The organism is Celeribacter marinus (assembly GCF_001308265.1).
GTDB classification, from domain to species: Bacteria; Pseudomonadota; Alphaproteobacteria; order Rhodobacterales; family Rhodobacteraceae; genus Celeribacter; species Celeribacter marinus.
In genome coordinates, this window is the sequence record NZ_CP012023.1 from 2,503,455 (window position 1) to 2,519,475 (window position 16,021).

At 56.9% G+C, this 16,021-nt stretch carries 15 protein-coding genes, 1 tRNA gene and 2 pseudogenes; 8 read left to right on the top strand and 10 right to left on the bottom strand.

Features of this window, described 5'->3' with window-relative positions:
• The first annotated feature begins 125 nt into the window (after nt 1-125).
• A complete protein-coding gene (locus tag IMCC12053_RS12505) occupies nt 126-2,036 on the top strand; it encodes an ABC transporter ATP-binding protein (RefSeq protein WP_062219540.1) in 1,911 nt (636 codons plus the stop codon).
• Here IMCC12053_RS12505 and IMCC12053_RS16085 read toward each other — a convergent pair.
• Nucleotides 1,963-2,805, bottom strand: a pseudogene (locus IMCC12053_RS16085) (TIGR04283 family arsenosugar biosynthesis glycosyltransferase); the annotation flags it as partial. The gene IMCC12053_RS12505 and the pseudogene IMCC12053_RS16085 sit on opposite strands and share 74 nt — an antisense overlap.
• On the opposite strand from IMCC12053_RS16085, the gene ygfZ reads away from it, so the two are divergent.
• Entirely contained in the window at nt 2,729-3,457 is a 729-nt protein-coding gene (gene ygfZ, locus IMCC12053_RS12515; RefSeq protein WP_062219542.1) for a CAF17-like 4Fe-4S cluster assembly/insertion protein YgfZ, read from the top strand. The pseudogene IMCC12053_RS16085 and the gene ygfZ overlap by 77 nt on opposite strands.
• Nucleotides 3,458-3,528: 71 nt before the next feature.
• Here the strand turns inward: ygfZ and efp are convergent, their stop codons facing one another.
• Nucleotides 3,529-4,092 carry an elongation factor P gene (gene efp, locus IMCC12053_RS12520; protein WP_062219543.1) on the bottom strand — a complete coding sequence of 188 codons (564 nt, stop codon included), beginning with the start codon at nt 4,090-4,092 and terminating at the stop codon, nt 3,529-3,531.
• Nucleotides 4,093-4,304: 212 nt separating this feature from the next.
• Here efp and IMCC12053_RS12525 point away from each other — a divergent pair, with 212 nt between their 5' ends.
• Both IMCC12053_RS12525 and IMCC12053_RS12530 read left to right on the top strand, forming a co-directional pair.
• Nucleotides 4,305-4,622 carry a DUF6280 family protein gene (locus tag IMCC12053_RS12525; protein ID WP_062219544.1) on the top strand — a complete coding sequence of 106 codons (318 nt, stop codon included), beginning with the start codon at nt 4,305-4,307 and terminating at the stop codon, nt 4,620-4,622.
• Between the two features lie 192 nt (nt 4,623-4,814).
• Complete coding sequence (locus IMCC12053_RS12530; protein ID WP_062219545.1) at nt 4,815-6,272, top strand: cobyric acid synthase; 1,458 nt, start codon at nt 4,815-4,817, stop codon at nt 6,270-6,272.
• Nucleotides 6,273-6,276: 4 nt separating this feature from the next.
• Here the strand turns inward: IMCC12053_RS12530 and IMCC12053_RS12535 are convergent, their stop codons facing one another.
• The 3 genes from IMCC12053_RS12535 to IMCC12053_RS12545 all read right to left on the bottom strand — a co-directional run bounded on the left by IMCC12053_RS12535 (nt 6,277) and on the right by IMCC12053_RS12545 (nt 9,337).
• Complete coding sequence (locus tag IMCC12053_RS12535; protein WP_062219546.1) at nt 6,277-7,143, bottom strand: hypothetical protein; 867 nt, start codon at nt 7,141-7,143, stop codon at nt 6,277-6,279.
• A gap of 106 nt (nt 7,144-7,249) precedes the next feature.
• Nucleotides 7,250-8,632 carry a TolC family outer membrane protein gene (locus IMCC12053_RS12540; RefSeq protein ID WP_062219548.1) on the bottom strand — a complete coding sequence of 461 codons (1,383 nt, stop codon included), beginning with the start codon at nt 8,630-8,632 and terminating at the stop codon, nt 7,250-7,252.
• A gap of 51 nt (nt 8,633-8,683) precedes the next feature.
• The gene (locus tag IMCC12053_RS12545) at nt 8,684-9,337 is read right to left on the bottom strand and encodes a protein-L-isoaspartate O-methyltransferase family protein (protein ID WP_062219550.1); all 654 of its coding nucleotides are present in this window, start codon (nt 9,335-9,337) and stop codon (nt 8,684-8,686) included.
• Between the two features lie 136 nt (nt 9,338-9,473).
• Between IMCC12053_RS12545 and IMCC12053_RS12550 the strand changes: the two genes are divergently transcribed.
• Nucleotides 9,474-9,547: transfer RNA gene (locus IMCC12053_RS12550), tRNA-Cys, on the top strand.
• A 68-nt stretch (nt 9,548-9,615) separates the two neighbouring features.
• On the opposite strand, the gene IMCC12053_RS12555 is transcribed toward IMCC12053_RS12550, so the two are convergent.
• Genes IMCC12053_RS12555 through IMCC12053_RS16230 form a run of 3 tightly spaced genes read right to left on the bottom strand, consistent with a single transcriptional unit; the run spans nt 9,616 to nt 11,092 of the window.
• Nucleotides 9,616-10,647, bottom strand: coding sequence for a site-specific integrase (locus IMCC12053_RS12555; RefSeq protein WP_062219552.1), 1,032 nt, complete (start codon nt 10,645-10,647; stop codon nt 9,616-9,618).
• The gene (locus IMCC12053_RS12560; RefSeq protein WP_025060031.1) at nt 10,644-10,835 is read right to left on the bottom strand and encodes a hypothetical protein; all 192 of its coding nucleotides are present in this window, start codon (nt 10,833-10,835) and stop codon (nt 10,644-10,646) included. Before IMCC12053_RS12560 ends, IMCC12053_RS12555 begins: the two co-directional genes overlap by 4 nt.
• Before the next feature lie 23 nt (nt 10,836-10,858).
• A complete protein-coding gene (locus IMCC12053_RS16230; protein WP_082389088.1) occupies nt 10,859-11,092 on the bottom strand; it encodes an Arc family DNA-binding protein in 234 nt (77 codons plus the stop codon).
• 44 nt (nt 11,093-11,136) lie between these two features.
• Between IMCC12053_RS16230 and IMCC12053_RS12565 the strand changes: the two genes are divergently transcribed.
• On the top strand, nt 11,137-11,451 hold the full coding sequence (locus tag IMCC12053_RS12565) for an Arc family DNA-binding protein (RefSeq protein ID WP_062219553.1): 315 nt from the start codon (nt 11,137-11,139) through the stop codon (nt 11,449-11,451).
• Between the two features lie 2 nt (nt 11,452-11,453).
• On the opposite strand, the gene IMCC12053_RS16090 is transcribed toward IMCC12053_RS12565, so the two are convergent.
• Nucleotides 11,454-11,870 carry a hypothetical protein gene (locus IMCC12053_RS16090; RefSeq protein WP_236852429.1) on the bottom strand — a complete coding sequence of 139 codons (417 nt, stop codon included), beginning with the start codon at nt 11,868-11,870 and terminating at the stop codon, nt 11,454-11,456.
• Between the two features lie 383 nt (nt 11,871-12,253).
• On the opposite strand from IMCC12053_RS16090, the gene IMCC12053_RS12575 reads away from it, so the two are divergent.
• On the top strand, nt 12,254-12,466 hold the full coding sequence (locus IMCC12053_RS12575) for a helix-turn-helix domain-containing protein (protein ID WP_062219557.1): 213 nt from the start codon (nt 12,254-12,256) through the stop codon (nt 12,464-12,466).
• Nucleotides 12,467-12,468: 2 nt separating this feature from the next.
• Complete coding sequence (locus tag IMCC12053_RS12580) at nt 12,469-12,669, top strand: hypothetical protein (RefSeq protein WP_062219559.1); 201 nt, start codon at nt 12,469-12,471, stop codon at nt 12,667-12,669.
• A gap of 395 nt (nt 12,670-13,064) precedes the next feature.
• Here the strand turns inward: IMCC12053_RS12580 and IMCC12053_RS12585 are convergent.
• Nucleotides 13,065-15,953 (bottom strand): annotated as a pseudogene (locus IMCC12053_RS12585) (Tn3 family transposase).
• Between the last annotated feature and the right edge of the window lie 68 nt (nt 15,954-16,021).

Here is a 16,021-nt window from a genome sequence, read left to right on the forward strand (position 1 = left end):
TCCACACCCCACGCGACACGGACGCGCAGGCGCAGACCTGCACCGCTTGAAGCGGGGCGCACGAGGCGGTAAACCCGTTCAACACAGGTGCTACTTTTGTGCCTCAAATCCGTGACGGAGTTTTCATGAGCGCAGATGCCAATACGCCAAACCCGCAACCCGGCGACTTGTTGCGCTGGTTTTTCGGCACGTACCTGCGGCCGCAATCCAAAAAACTTGGTGCGGCATTCTTTTTCATGGTTGTCGAAGGCGCGATGCTTGGCCTGATCAGCTATTTGATCAAGCCGATGTTTGATGACGTTCTGGTGGCAGCGGATACAAGTCGCATTGCGTGGACCGCGCTGGCGATTTTGGGCGTATTCGCCATTCGCGCCCTATCAGGTTACGCAAACCGTGTCTTAATGACGATGGTGCGGGTCAGATCGGCGGCCCACCTGCAAGGCGATCTCTTGGCGCATGTTTTGACATTGGACGGCGCGTTTTTTCACAATTACCCACCCGGCGTTCTATTAGAGCGCACGCGCGGCGATTGCCAATCGGCGTCCGATCAATGGGGCACCATCATGCGCAGCCTCGTGCGCGATGTGATTGGTCTGACGTCTTTGTTGATCGTCGCGGCCACAATGGATTGGCAATGGACGCTTTTGGCACTGGTCGCCGTGCCCTTTATCGCGTTTCCGATTCGAACGTTGCAACGGCGTGTGCGCCGCAATTCATCCGCAGCCCGTGAGGCGTCCAGTTTCGTCTCGAACCGTTTGGACGAAGTTTACCACGGCACCACCTCGATCAAACTTGCCGGCACAGAACAACGCGAAACCGATCGGTTCAACAAGGCGATCAACGGCTATACCCGCGAGGAAATCCGGTCCGCGCGCGGTCAATCCGCGATCCCGTCTCTCATCGACTTTGTGGCCGGTGTCGGGTTTGCATCCGTGCTTTATTTTGGCGGTCTCGAAATCATTTCCGGTGAAAAGACGGTCGGGGAATTCATGGCGTTTTTCACGGCTGTCGGGATGTTGATCGATCCGGCGCGCCGGTTGGGAAATGTCTCGGCACAGTGGCAGATCGCCATGGCCTCCATGGTCCGCGTTCACAGCGTGTTCAACGAACGCCCCAGCATTGTATCGCCGCCCGTGCCAAAGCAGTTGGATATCCCAGCGCGTGACGCCGACGTTGTCCTAGAGGCGGTCGCGTTTTCATACACAGACGCACCGGTGTTGCGTGGCACATCCTTTGTCGCGAAAGCAGGTCAGACAACGGCGCTTGTCGGCGCGTCCGGTGCTGGCAAGTCCACGATTTTCCATCTGTTGGCCCGACTGGCAGATCCGCAAAGCGGCTCCATCACCATCGGGGGGACGCCGACCAATCAACTCGACCTGAAAGAGTTGCGCGGGTTGTTTTCGGTCGTTTCCCAAGACGCATTGTTGTTCGACGAAAGCATTCGCGAGAACGTGATGATGGGCGCTGATGCGAGTGATGCCGACTTGCAAACAGCCCTCAAGGCCGCCCATGTCGATGCCTTCCTTGGCAACCTTGAGGCGGGGGTTGATACCAATGCGGGCACACGCGGATCGGCCTTGTCAGGCGGGCAACGCCAACGGGTTGCCATTGCGCGAGCGGTCTTGCGTGACCGTCCTATTTTGCTGTTGGACGAAGCCACATCCGCGCTCGATGCGCAGTCCGAAAAGATTGTGCAAGAGGCGCTCGAAGATCTGTCCAAAAGCCGGACCACGCTTGTGATTGCGCACCGTCTGTCGACCATTCGCAACGCCGATAGCATCGTGGTGATGGATCGCGGCATGGTGGTTGATCAGGGCACGCATGACGAATTATTGGCGCGTGGCGGTCTATATGCGGATCTATACCGCCTGCAATACTCTGACGGGATGACACTCACCGATCGTAAGATCGAGATAGCCGTGCCGGATCAGCGCCCGCAAGATACTGCACAAGACGCCAAAGATTCCGGCTTCCTTGGCGCAGCCAGCCGCGCGTTTGGTAGCGTGATGGGTCTGTTTGGACGGCGCTCTGACTAAGCACGATCCGCGCGCGTCCCAAGCGGCGGGCCATGTCCACATCCTCCATCAACGCGATATGTGCAAAGCCCCCAACGGTGTCGTACAAGGCGCGCGATATGAGTAAGGATTGGTCCCCATAAGGCAGGCCAAACGCCCGCGTGCGCAGGTTTGCCCATAGGGACGTCATCCGTGCCCATCCTCCCCCACCGCGAAACGACAGGGAAAACACCAAGGCCTGATCGGGGTGCGTCAAGTGGGACAGAGCGGCCGCACTCCACCCCTCAGGTAGCCATGTATCGGCATGCACGAACAACAACCACGCGCCTTGGGCCGCCTCGGCCCCGCGCGCCAATTGTGCGCCACGCCCCGCATCCCCCACAACCAACTGCGCGCCGATTATGTCGGCCAGCCGGACAATGTCGTCCGTTGACCCGCCATCCGAGACGATCAATTCGCGCACTAGGCCCGCGTCCACGCCCTCCATGATCCGCGCCAATGTCTCCGCCAAATGCGGTGCCGCGTTCAGGGTCGGGATTATCACAGAAATTGGCGCGCGCATGGGTCTCGGTTCGGTTGTGAGATTTGCGAAAACCCTAGCGGCTTCACACCCCGAATACAGCTGAAAAGCGGTGTCCCGTTGAACAATCACATCGTGTCCTTCACCTTGGTCTCTCAACGCCCTATATGACGTCATATAGGAGAGCGAACACATGACCGAGCGTAGCATCATCGCCCTTAGCGGCTCCGACACCCACAAATTCTTGCAAGGCCTGATCACCAACGACATCGGCGGTCTGGAACGCGGTGCGGTTTATGCCGCGATTTTAACGCCGCAAGGAAAGTTCATGGTCGACTTCTTTCTTGTGCGTGAGGCAGACACGGTGTTGCTCGATGTGGCCACACCTGACGCCGACGCTTTGCTCAAACGACTGACCATGTACAAACTGCGCTCCGATGTGACGCTTGCCCTAACAGAACGGACCGTATCGCGCGGATTGGGCGCGGTGCCGGACGGAGCCGTTGCCGACCCGCGCCACAGCGCCCTTGGGTGGCGGGCCTATGACGGGCGCGACAGCGAGGCCGTCGATTGGGACGCCATTCGTGTGGCGCATTGCATTCCCGAGGCCGGAATAGAATTGACGCCCGACACCTATATCCTCGAGGCGGGGTTTGAGCGGCTGCACGGTGTGGATTTCAAAAAGGGCTGTTATGTCGGCCAAGAGGTCACGGCACGCATGAAACATAAAACCGAGTTGCGCAAAGGTCTGGCATCTGTGGCAATTGAGGGCTCCGCCCCCGTTGGCACGCCGATTTTGACCGAAAGCGGCAAAGAGGCGGGTGTGCTGTTTACCCAATCTGGCGGGCGCGCGATTGCCTACCTGCGCTTTGACCGCGCAACGGGGCCGATGAGTGCCGAGGGCGCACGCGTCACGCTCTAAACCGCATTATTTTACGAAAAAGGCCGCTCCGATGTCGGAGCGGCCCGTCACAAAACTGTGATGACGTGGCGTTACGCGCGCTCGGCGTATTCCATCGTCTCGGTGTTTACGATGATCATCTCGTCTTGGCCGACAAAGGGCGGCACCATGACTTTGACGCCATTGTCGAGGATCGCGGGCTTGAACGAATTGGCGGCGGTTTGACCCTTTACCACTGGCTCGGTCTCGACGATCTGACAGGTGACTTTTTGCGGCACAGAGACGTTGAGCGCCTCCTCGTCGTAGTACTCGATTTTGACGGTCATGCCGTCTTGCAAGAACGGACGACGATCGCCCAAGAGGTCGGCGGAAAGCTCGACCTGCTCGAATGTTTCGGTATCCATAAAGGTCAGCATTCCGTCCGTTTCGAACAGAAATTGTTGATCTTTTTGCTCCAGACGCACGCGCTCGACTTTGTCGGCAGAGCGGAAACGTTCGTTGAGTTTGCGACCGTCACGCAGGTTCTTTAGCTCAACCTGAGCGAATGCGCCGCCCTTACCCGGCTTGACGTGATCGACCTTTACGGCGGACCAAAGACCGCCATCATGTTCAAGGACGTTTCCGGGGCGAATTTCGTTACCGTTAATTTTGGGCATGGGAGAAACCTTACCAAAGGTTGAAGGAACTTTGGCGCACCCTATATATTGACAACTAGCGTGGTGCAAGCCGCGCGATGTAGCGGTTATGCCTCGCTAAACATTCCGTAAACGCATGGCTGCTATGCATTTGAAGTGTATCCGAATCGGTACGGACCTGTCATACCGCCCCCTACGTCTGCACCTCAAGACCAATAATACAAGGACATATCATGGCTGATTTTGTTGACGGCACCGCGTTTAATTATGAGCAAGGTCAACGTTCGCGTAAACTGTTCGCGGCTGTTGTGCTTGCCGCTCTTGATGACGCTATCGCCGATGACAAGAAATACGGCAATGGCCCCGAACAGATCGCCCGTTGGGCGCGCTCTCGGGATGGCCGCGAAGTTTTGTCCTGTGCCGGTATTGACCCCAACGAACGGGTTGTCTCCGGTCTGATGGAATTTGTGTCCAAAGGTATTCGCACCTCCGTGGCTCTGTCACGCGAAGAAAGCGAACGCCGCAACGCACAGCAAATGGAAGCTGCATAAGCCTCCGCATTCCTGTGTATCCGCTGCTGTTTCTTGACAAAGGACGCGCCTAGCTGCTCGCTGGCGCGTCTTTTTGTATGTATGGGGTCGTGGCGACCCGTGGCGCGCCCTGATCACAAACCCATCCTCGCGCTCTTCCCTCTTTGGCGGTGACGACATACTCATAGCAACGACGAAACGGGAGATGCAGGCGTGGCAAAAGCAATCATGATCCAAGGGGCAGGCTCGAATGTGGGCAAGTCCATGCTTGTTGCGGGCATTGCGCGCGCACTCACTCTGCGCGGCTATAATGTCGCTCCGTTCAAACCCCAAAACATGTCTAACAACGCCGCTGTCACATCGGACGGTGGCGAGATCGGGCGCGCCCAAGCGCTGCAAGCGCGTGCATGCGGCCGCCCTCCCCACACCGATATGAACCCCGTCTTGCTCAAACCCGAGACGGATGTGGGCGCACAAGTTGTGGTGCACGGCAAACGGGTCGCCACGATGAAAGCCCGCGATTACGGCAAGACAAAATCAACACTGATGCCCGCGGTTTTGCAAAGCTTTCACCGCCTTGCCGCGAGCGCTGACATTGTGATCATCGAGGGCGCAGGCAGCCCCGCCGAGATCAACCTACGCGCAGGCGACATTGCAAACATGGGCTTTGCCGAGGCCGCAGGCGTGCCAGTGGTTTTGGTGGGCGACATCGACCGTGGCGGCGTCATCGCCCAACTGGTTGGCACCCACACCGTTTTACCGCCCGAAGATCGCGCTCATATCAAGGCCTTCGCGGTCAACAAATTTCGCGGTGACATCAGCCTGTTTGACGATGGGGCGCGCGCGATTGCGCAGCACACGGGATGGATCGACCTTGGGACAATCCCGTGGTTTTCGGATGCGCACCGCTTGCCAGCCGAGGACGTGATGGACATTGCCTCGCGTGGGGATGGACGTGTCAAGATTGTCGTGCCGCGCCTGTCGCGCATCGCCAATTTTGACGATCTTGACCCGCTCGCCGCCGAGCCTGATGTGACGGTCGAGATTGTCGAAGCGGGTCGCCCCCTGCCCTGTGATGCCGATCTTGTGCTGCTCCCCGGAACGAAATCGACGATTGGCGATCTGGCCTATCTGCGCGCCCAAGGGTGGGATATTGATCTGGCCGCCCATGTCAGACGTGGCGGGCATGTCCTTGGCATTTGCGGCGGATATCAAATGCTTGGCCAGTGGATCGATGATCCTGATGGCATTGAGGGACACGCGGGACGCCATGCGGGGTTGGGTCTACTGGACATCGAAACCATGATGACGCCGGAAAAACGCGTCACCGAAGTCACGGGCTATGATCGCGCAAGTGGCGCAACGGTCCATGCGTATGAAATCCACATCGGGCGAACAACGGGCGCGGATTGTGCGCGAGCGTGGCTAGACATCGAGGGTGTTCCCGAAGGCGCGGCACGTGTCGATGGCCGCATTTTGGGCTGTTATCTGCACGGGCTTTTTTCCGCTGATGCCTTTCGCGCGGCGTATTTGGCGCGGTTCGGCATGACAGGCGGGCTTGGTGATTTTGAGGGCGGCGTCGAAACGACCTTGGACGCTTTGGCGGCGCATATGGAAACTCATATGGACCTCGACGCGTTGCTACAACTCGCGCAAGAGGTTGACCTTTAATCGGTTATTGAATGTCGCGCATCGACAAGGCGCGTTGAACTTCGCGGCGCACAAGACGGCGAATGTTACGCGTCATACGCTCACCGAGTTGCCCACGCAGTTCGTCATTCAGAACATCCGCCACAAGAGCGCGCAACATGGTCTCATCGAGAATATCATCGTCAGGCAAGTCCTCGTCGACGAGCGCCGTATCTGCATGAATCGATTCAGGCGCAGACACATCGTCATCCTCAAGGGCCACATCCCCCTCATGCACCTCTGTCTCAATAGGCGTCTCGGCCTCAATAGGCGTCTCGGTCGGCGCGGGTTTGGCGCGCATGCCCAGTACAATATCGGCAAATCCACGGGGCAACTGATGTGGGATTTCGACCTCTAGGTTTTCCGAACCATCCGGCTCCCACTCATCACCAGACGCACCGATCGCCGTTTCAAGTCCGGCAATGCGTTGCTCCAAACTGAGATGTGAGGCGGTTTGCATCGCGTCACCATTGGGCGTGTCATCAAGGGCAGTGTGCCACGCGGCGTCACTCTCGTCGTCGTGGGAAGCATCGTCGACCGCTGCCGCATCGTTCGCTTCAACGTCTTGCGCGGCATCGTCACCGTGCGGCGCTGGCGCGTCCTCACGCGGGACTACGGCCAGATGTGGCCCTAAAACGAATAACGGCGGCGGGGTGTGCGGGTGATCCGATCCTTCTTGCGATGACGGTGCGTCGATAAGGAAATCCGAGGTTAGCAAAAGCAAATCGGGCGCGCCCGCCGTATCAGATGCCGCCACCAGCCGTTCACGGGCCGCCCGACTATCGACAACAAGGCGACGAATGGATGCCAAAACATCCTCGTCCTCCATCATGTTTGTCATCGGATCAGACATTGCGATTCCCTAAGTGGCAACACTGTGAGTGCTGCTTTGGATGCTAACGGCCTTCGTATTTGGACACAACACGTTGCTGAACGCCGCGTTGTGTCCACACCAGACCTTACTTGCGGCCAAGCGACTCCAAAACGCGGTCCAGTTTCGCGCCTTCGGGGCTGACATAGGATGTCGGACCGGTTTTCACCGCGTTGTAATACGCAGCGGGATCATACACTGGAACGTTGAGGTTCAGGTTTTGAACCGTCAAAAGCCCCATAGATTGTAGCACATTATAGGTCTGGGTTTCGGACGCGATTTGCGCCTGAATGGCTGACACTTGCGCATCAAGCAAATCCTGCTCGGCATCAAGAACGTCGAGGGCAGTTGACGCACCCAAATCGGCCTCTTCGCGCACACCGTTGTAGGCCACACGTTGCGCGCTCACAAACGCCTGAGAGGCATTCAAAGAGGCACGTAGAACCGACAGCATCGCCCAGTTGGAGCGCACGCCCTCTTCGACATCGCGGGTCGCAGTTAGCAATTCAGCACGCGATTGATCACGCTGGGCAATGGTTTTGCGAATGGCAGACGAGATTGCGCCACCCGAGTAGATTGGACCGCTGGCCGAAATACCAATCGATTTTCCAATACGGGATGTGGCGGGATTATCATTCACCGACCACCCCGCAGAGGCAGAAATTTCAGGGAACAAATTGCGCTCGGTCCCGTCCACGGCCAGATCAGCGGCAGAAACCTGATGTTGCAACGCCTTGATACCCGGATGGGTGCGATGCGCGAGACGCACGGCGGCGTCCGCGGACTTCACCGGCAACTTTACCGACGGCGGGCTAGACAAGTTACTTGGGTAATGGCCCATTTGATTTTTGTAGCTCTCGCGCGCGGCGGCAAGTGTCCCTTGCGCGGAAGCAAGTTGCGCCCGCACGGAGGCCAATTGCGCCTCGAATTGCGAGACCTGCGTGCGCGTCACTTCGCCAACTTCAAAACGGTCACGTGTGGCGCGCAGGTTTTGGGTGGCCAGACGCACCGCGCTATTGCGCAGATTGACCAACGCCTCTTGCTCGCGCACATTCATGTAGGTTGCCACAGCCGAGGCTAGAACTTGTTGTTCGACGTTGATCAACGCCTCGCGTGTTGCGAGCACAGTTTCCTTTGCAATATCAACGGAAACTTTGTTTTTCCCAAAGGTGTACAAGGTCATCGAGGCGTTAAAGCCAAGCTGCGTCATCCATGCTTTGTTGGTGAAACTGTAGTCAGATCCCGCGCTATATCCGATCGTCGGGCGCAAACTTGCAAGCGCCGTAGCGACCCCCTCGTCTGTTGCCCGCAGCGTTGCGCGGTTTTGCTCTAAAAGTCCCGAGTTTTTATACGCAGACGCCAAAGCATCGCCCAGAGACTCGGCGCTCACCGATAGTGGCGCGGCAACCCCAAGCCCCGCCGCAACCAGAGCCGCAAATGCACGCAATTTAAATGTATTCTTAGTCGTCATTGATCTGACCTCGCCTGACGCTTGCGCACCGGAACCGACCGGATCTATTGCTTATAGCGCGAATGTTTTTTCTGCTTCGAAACCGGAAAGAACGGGTGCGGTCGCGTTGAACGACGGGCGCCAGTTGATTTCCCCGTTAATATTGTAGCCCAACTTCACAATGCCAAGAGCACCGTCAAGAAAAATGCAGGCAATGCGGCCACCAGACTTCACCTGTGACAGAACTGCGTCAGGCAATGTTTCCACTGCACCTTGCAAGATCACGACATCATAGGGTCCGTGTTGCGGCGCACCATCGGCCAAAGTTGCGCATTCAACTACAACGTTATCGACGCCCGCATCCATGAGGTTATTCGCCGCAGCCGCCGCCATGTCCGCATCGTCCTCAACCGCAATCACGGCTTCGGCCATATGAGCGATTACCGCCGACGAATAGCCAAGCCCCGCACCCAAATCGAGCACCAACTCATTTGACTGGATATCAAGCTCCTCGAGCATCTTGGCGAAGACCCGCGGGTCAAGCACGACACGACCACGTCCCAAATCGATGTGCTCACCGACATAGGCCGCATCCCGTTTGGACGCAGGCACAAAGGCCTCGCGCGGCACATTCAACATCGCCTGAATGATAGGAAACTTGGTCACATCAGATGGGCGCACCTGCGTGTCGACCATTGTTGTGCGCAGTTGAGAAAAGTTTGGCATGATCTGAACTCTTTTAGTCACAAGACGTTACGCCCCTTATAGCCACGCCCTGCCCCCGAGGGCAACATCAGAAAGCGTCATTTGCCCGCTTGCGAAGCCCGAATTCATCGTATAGACCGCGCTGCATACCATCCGAGGCGGGTTGGTAGAGTGGTTATGCAGCGGATTGCAAATCCGTGTACACCGGTTCGATTCCGGTACCCGCCTCCAATAAAATCAATGACTTGCGTCATCCTACCTCTCCTTCACTGCCATTTTTGAAACAACCGTTGAAACTTTCACGTTTCGCTCTTGCTTCGTTCCATTTGATTTCTCGCCTCTTGAGCGCGCTTCGCGAGCTCCCTTTGCCGGATCGGCCCGCCGTATTTTTTCAGCATCTCAACGCCTGAGTGCCCGGTGACAGCCTTGACCATCTCGTCATCACATCCAGCCAGATAAAGCTCGATCGTCGCGTTTTTCCTGAGCCCGTGCGTTTTGTAGTAGCTCGCTTTCTCGTGCTTCATCTTCTTTTTGATGACACGCATTTCCTCAGCAACGATACGGTAGCTCACAGATCGACCCATCGCGTCGGTCACAACAGTGCCGTCCGTTCGTGCGAGCCCGTCGAGATGGGTTTTCAGGCGGTCGGTAAGCGGGATCCACAACGGTTTGTCGGTTTTGCCCTGCGTGAAATCGAATCCTTCGTCGGAAAAGTGCGCCCACTTCATCTTCACGACATCGCCAATGCGCTGGCCTGTACCAACGCAAAGCTCGTAGACAAGCCGTGCCCGCTTTGAAGCCAGCGCTTCGAACTCGGCGCGAACATCGTCTGGCCAAGGCTCCCAGCCGTCGCTCTGCTGCTTAAAGAGCGGAATGCCCTTAGCCGGATTGCCGTGCTCCTTCTTGATGAAGCCAATCAATCGTGCGTGGTTCATCAAGACGACCATGACCTGAACGAGATAGTTGGCTTGCCGCCAATGATCCGCATTTGCCCGGTGCAATTCATAAATGTGATGGGTTTCGATCCTGGCCGGGTCTTTGTCGGCCCAGATCTCACGAATGTGGCTGATGTACCGCCGATAGTCTGATTTCGTGCGGAGCTTCAGCTTCTGATAGCCGTCACTATCGTAGTAGCTGAGGATCAACGCTTCGAAATTGCGCTTCACCGGCGTGGGGGCTGGTTTCCCCTTCAGCAGGCGATTGTAATGATCCCAGAATTCCGGCGTGCCCGCTTCCTCGTGCATCATGACTGAAACACCCCGCGAACGCCGGATGAACCGGAGATACCCCCTGTCATTATAGACGTATTTGGGCAGGCTCTTGCGAGTCATTCGCCCATTCTCAGGTCACTGTTGAGAAAGTCGTCTGCCGCCTCTGGCGCGACCATGTTGGCATCGACGATGACGCTGCCATCGGGCTTGATCTCGAACTTCGCACGCTGCCAACCTGCCTCCCGCGCCTCGCGGATGAAGGCCGAGGCAGCTTGTTTCGCCTTTGTCTGTACACTTGCTTTGGTCATCTGAACGACACCCTTCTTACTCGTCAACAACGCGCATTATCACCCTGATCCATTTTGATATTTCCGACTGATCCAACTGTGGATCGCCTGTCTTTCGCTGCCCGAATGGCGCGGATCACTTCTGAATTTTGGGAGTTTCCATTGCGATCTGACTCAGCTTTGATCCACTCTTTGAGCTCTTGCGGAAGCCGAAGCTGCATTGGTTTACGACTGTTCATCAAACGCCTCCAGGTTGAAACACACCCCGTTAGTGGCATTTAGCCACTATTGCGTCAAATACTTTTTATGGCATAGTGCCACCATGTCAGAACAAAGCGCCCAAAATCAGGATAAATTCATCGTACGGCTGCCAGACGGCCTGCGCGATCGTATACGCCTCGCGGCCGAGGCCAACCATCGCAGCATGAATGCTGAGGTCGTTGCCCTCCTCGAAGAAAACTATCCAGTTCCTGTACCGGAAAAACTAGATGACCCCGCCGCGAGGTTGCTCTTCTGGCTCGCCAAACGCATCCGCCGGAGAAACCCAAAGCCCGGGACACCTCGAGACAAGCAGGCCGCCCTATATGAGCGCATTGCAGGCGATATCGCCGAACGCATGAAAGACATCGGCGAATAGCCTTAGTAGGCTACCCACTCATATCCGTGGTTGCCTTCGTGATCTTCCCATTCCACACCGACACCTCGTCGCCAATTCGATGATGAGCAGCGCCGAGACGGCAGAACCCATTGCGGGACGGCCGCTGGTGTCGTGCGCTGCCAACCGAATTCGCCTTGCGTGCCGTAAGTCCCGAGACGCATGTTGTAGCTCTCCGAGCAATCATCGTCGCGACCGCGCTCGCGATGGCTGTAGTACCGCACATCCCAAACACGGATCGAGCGCACGAAATCGAACTCCAGACCGCTGATGTCAATATCGGCACTGCCTTCAGCCACCTGTGCCAGAATGACTTGGCCAAGCGTCTGACCATTTTGGTTGCTGGCCTCCCAGATTTTCGGGCCGGTGCTTTGCAAAGGGGCGCGCTCAGAAATGTCCATCGGACAACGCCAGATCTGCAGCGGCGGCTCGATCGGCCAAGGCGTGATCCGCCTAATGAAAACGGCACGGGCATGGGCACATTCTGCTGAAGCAGGCCACCCACCAGCCAGGCAAAGCAAAATGGCGCAGTCAACCTGATAGGCTTTTGCCGCTTGTGGAGCCACGGTTGGAAGCAGGGCCACGACAGCTCCGGCGCTCCAAATTCTGATAAGTCTGCGCCACATGTCAATATATGACTTTTGATATCATTGCTACATTATTGATATCAAAAGGCCACACTCCGCCTTTACACCATATGCGAGTATCCCTTTTGTGAGGCTCGCGCGCGTTTTGTGGAATATATTCTGTAGAGCAATCTCAGCGATCTGGCCGAATACAAGCCATGAGATTGAGGAAACAAGTAGGGTTAAATATCCGGAATCTAAGAAATTCCAAAGGTATGACCCAAGAACAATTAGCTTTAGCTGCAAAGATGGATCGCAGCTACGTCAGCGAGATCGAGCTCGCCAAAAATTCAGCGTCAATCGATGTTCTGGAGCGGATCGCGGATGCTCTCGACGTCGATCCCAAGGAATTGTTTAACGAGAGGGGCTAGTTTTGCCCGAACATGAAAGTGTTCGCTCAACGGCCGAAGCCATCGGCCGAATTACATGCATCAAAACAGGTGTCGAAATCGGCCTACTCTATCAGTGGGACAATGGCGAGACGCAAGCCGCGCTGCACGAAGACGGCCTGCTTCGATCGACAATCTGCCCGGAGCAACATGCAGTACCGGACCTTGGTGCAAATCGCGGCTAAGGGCCGGAATGAGCCCATTCGGTGAATTCTGTTTTCCTGCTGCGTGCGCTCGCAGCGTGGAAAATGCTGCGTCAGCGTAAAAGTCGGTGCTGCCGCAAGGCGGGAAAACCAGCCATTCGTGCAGAGCGCAGCAAGGATCAAAGGTCGAATTCACAGATTGCGGGACTTTACGCTAACGACGGTAGTTTTTGGCAGGGAGAGCAAGCAGACCTTAATTAAGGCCACAGCGTTACGGCACGCATTCTATGGGCCGGACAAAGGCCTTTTAAATCTACCGCAAAACTGGAAACTTGCGGGCGGTACAACTGCTTCTTGGCTACACAAAGATCGATAGCACGGTGCGCTACTTGGGGTCTGTTCCGGCTCAGTGCAGAATGACACCTTAAGGCGTCACGTCAGCGATTTTTCCACCTGTATTCGCCTGTGAGCAGGATGTGCGCCCATCCAAGCGGCGAGATATGCGTCAGAAGCACTGGTGAACAGTCGAGCCCGGCGCGTTTTCGGGCTGTGACGGCCTGGCCCAGGTGCTTGGTATTCCAATAGATGATGATCGCAGCCAGTAGGTTCAGCCCAGCCATGCGGTAGTGCTGGCCCTCAGCGGTTCTATCGCGGATTTCCCCCTGCCGACCGATCCGAAGGGCGTTTTTCAAGGCGTGATGCGCCTCACCTTTGTTCAGCCCAATGTTTGCACGGCGCTGCATGTCAGCGTCCAGCAACCAGTTGATTATGAACAGGGTGCGCTCGATGCGCCCAATTTCACGCAACGCCAGGGCAAGCTCATGCTGACGCGGATATGACGCGAACTTTCGCAGGAGTTGGCTGGGTGGTATGATGCCCGCCGCCATGGTGGCGACGGCGCGCAGGATGTCTGGCCAGTTTCCGACGATCAGTTTCTCTCTGACTTTGCCGACGATCAGACCGCGCAGTACCTTCGGTGCGGTAGCAGGATCGAAGAGGTAAAGCCGTTTTGATGGAAGGTCACGGATACGGGGAATGAACCGATAAGCCAACAACGCCGTGACAGCGAAGACGTGATCCGTAAAACCGCCCGTGTCGGCGTATTGCTCTTTTATCTTGCCCCCGACCTCGTTCATCAACAGGCCATCAAGAACGTATGGGGCTTCATTGACGGTCGCCGGGATGTTCTGGGTGGCAAACGGGCCGAACTGGTCAGAGATGTGGGTATAGGCTTTCAGCCCTGGTTCGGATCCGTATTTCGCATTGATGAGATTCATCGCCTCTCCGTGCCGCGTTGCTGGGAAGAACTGGCCATCGCTTGAAGCTGTGATGCCACCGCCCCAGAACTGTGCCATCGGCAACGCTGCTTGCGCTTTGATGACCATAGCGAGCGCGCGGTTGATGGCATCGCTTTCGATATGCCAACGCGACAAGCGCGAGAGCTGGAAGTAATCGTGGGAGCTGGTGGCCTCGGCCATCTTGCTGAGCCCGAGGTTCAACCCTTCAGCCAACAGCACATTCAAAAGCCCAATGCGGTCTTTGCAAGGAACGCCCGTGCGCAGATGGGTGAAGGCTTCTGTGAAGCCGATATCGTCATCGACTTCCTGCATCAGGTCGGTAATCCGAACCGCAGGCAAGCGGCCATAAAGATCGAGCACCATGGTTTCGGCCTCTACCGGCACAGCGCTAGTCAGCCTGTCGATTTTGAGCACACCATTCTCAATGGAACCACCGGGAATAGCGCCATCCCGAGCTGCTTTAGCCAGCTTCTCAAGACCCTCTTGCAACCGTATCTTGCGGTCGGCAAGCCATGCTTCCGGCTCCAAAGGCATGGTCAGACGCGGCGACGCCTTGGCGGCTTCTATCGGTACGAGCGCCTGTTTCAAGTCGGCATAGCGCCTTGAATGTGGGAGCCAGATATCGCCGGATCGGAAGGCTTCCCGGATTTGGAACAGCACAGCGACCTCCCAGAGTCGGTTGTCGCCGTACTCTTGGGCATTGAGGTGGCGATGCCATTTTGAAGCCCGACGCAGAAAAGTCGTCTCGCGCGGCTCGCCTGCTTTGTCGTTCGCAATGAGCCTTGCGGCTTTTATTAAGGGCGCGGCGACAGGTGCGCAGCAAATGTTGAGTGCTCGCAGCATCCGTGGTGCATATCGCCGGAACCGGTGATACCCATGAACAACATGCGCCAGAGCATCAGCGGCCATGGTGTCTGTCAACTCTGCAGCGGTTGCAACCATTCTTTCGAGATGTGTCCAACCACATGCCGCCTCCGTGGCGTGGTCAAGCGATGCGCCATCGCCTTTGGCTTCCAGCAGGGTAGAACCCAAGTCTTTGAAGGACCGTAACGTTTCCTGCAGCGATGATCTGGCATCTGCAATCCGCGCATCGCACAGCTTCTTGGCGTCGCGCCAAGTTTTGCCGACGATCCGATCATGGGTCTCGATCACGGCATCCGCAATGGCTGCTGCCCATTCGATGGTGCAGACGGCCAGGATCGCCAGACGCCGGTCGCTTGTAATGTCACGCAACCCATCTGCGAAGTACCGCTCACCTTGGCGGCGCAGGCGTGTGACCCGGTGGGGCGGAATGCCGTCCAGGATATCAGGCGACAATCCCAATGCCTGCAGGAATTCCAGCCGATCCAACAGTCGGGATGCACCCGCTGAGTTACTGCCTACCTCGAACTGCCGCAACCAGACGAACCGGCTGACCTTGCCATCGACAATCTCGGTCAGAAAAGCGTTCAGGCGTTCCTTCGTTTGGTCCTCAAGCCTGGCGGCAATCCGGGTTTCTATGCTGCGCTCCGATGCGACGAGCGCGTCGGCACACAAACGCTCAATGACCGTGACACCAGGCAGGATTGTCTGCGCCCTGCTTCATTCTTCGACAAACCGGCGCGCCAAGTCTTCGTTGGATCGAGCTGTTTCGGCCTCTTGTGCAAGCCAAGCCCTGAGACGCCGCGCACCCTGGCCCTAGAACATCCTGAAGCCGTAGATCTGGCGCAGGGCATGCAGGTGCTGCTGGCGGGTTTGACGACGCGCGGCATAGGGCAAGATATCATCACCGGTCAGGCCAAGCTGAGCCGCGATGAAACGCAGCACCTTTTCCGGGATGATCTCGTCAGACGAGAGAAGGCGTCCAGGATAACGCAACACACAGAGCTGCAAGGCAAAGCCAATCCGGTTTTCTGATCGCCTTCGGTCATTGACATGCTCAAGGTCGTCATCGGCGAGAGTATAGTGGCGCAGCATGGACGCGTCATCGGTCGGCAAGTCGAAAAACTCCGAACGTCGGCGCTCGGTCAGAATGGTGCGATGCGCCATGTTTCTTTTGCTTTATTGTAAGGGTTTGCTTATTGATGAATGTGATATGGATTAAGGAATACTGGGGG